This window comes from Haemophilus parainfluenzae, from assembly GCF_003253005.1.
Lineage (GTDB): Bacteria > Pseudomonadota > Gammaproteobacteria > Enterobacterales > Pasteurellaceae > Haemophilus_D > Haemophilus_D parainfluenzae_M.
On the sequence record NZ_QEPZ01000019.1, the window covers coordinates 1 to 909 of the forward strand.

The 909-nt window shown below is 41.9% G+C and carries 1 protein-coding gene; it reads left to right on the top strand.

The features are described 5' to 3' along the window. Window positions 1–849: elongation factor Tu (gene tuf / locus DPV97_RS09535; protein WP_111382983.1), on the top strand; the 849-nt coding region annotated here is incomplete at its 5' end. Window positions 850–909: the final 60 nt, after the last annotated feature.

A 909-nucleotide genomic window follows, 5' to 3' on the forward strand; every position in this document is an offset into this window, starting at 1 on the left:
ATGCCACAAACTCGTGAGCACATCTTATTAGGTCGCCAAGTAGGTGTACCTTACATCATCGTATTCTTAAACAAATGCGACATGGTAGATGACGAAGAGTTATTAGAATTAGTAGAAATGGAAGTTCGTGAACTTCTTTCTCAATATGACTTCCCAGGTGACGATACTCCAATCGTACGTGGTTCTGCATTACAAGCATTAAACGGCGTTGCAGAATGGGAAGAAAAAATCCTTGAGTTAGCAAACCACTTAGATACTTACATTCCTGAGCCAGAGCGTGCAATTGACCAACCGTTCCTTCTTCCAATCGAAGACGTGTTCTCAATTTCAGGTCGTGGTACAGTAGTAACAGGTCGTGTTGAGCGTGGTATCATCCGCACTGGTGATGAAGTTGAAATCGTTGGTATCAGACCAACAACTAAAACAACTGTAACTGGTGTTGAAATGTTCCGTAAATTACTTGACGAAGGTCGTGCAGGTGAGAACATTGGTGCATTATTACGTGGTACAAAACGTGAAGAAATCGAACGTGGTCAAGTATTAGCGAAACCAGGTTCAATCACTCCACACACTGATTTCGAATCAGAAGTTTACGTATTATCAAAAGATGAAGGTGGTCGTCACACTCCATTCTTCAAAGGTTACCGTCCACAGTTCTATTTCCGTACAACTGACGTAACTGGTACAATTGAATTACCAGAAGGCGTGGAAATGGTAATGCCAGGTGATAACATCAAAATGACAGTAAGCTTAATCCACCCAATCGCGATGGACCAAGGTTTACGTTTCGCAATCCGTGAAGGTGGCCGTACAGTAGGTGCTGGCGTTGTTGCGAAAATCATCAAATAATTGATGTATTAACTGTAACAAGTTAGATTAAGAAGGCGTATCGAAAGATGCGCCTTTTTG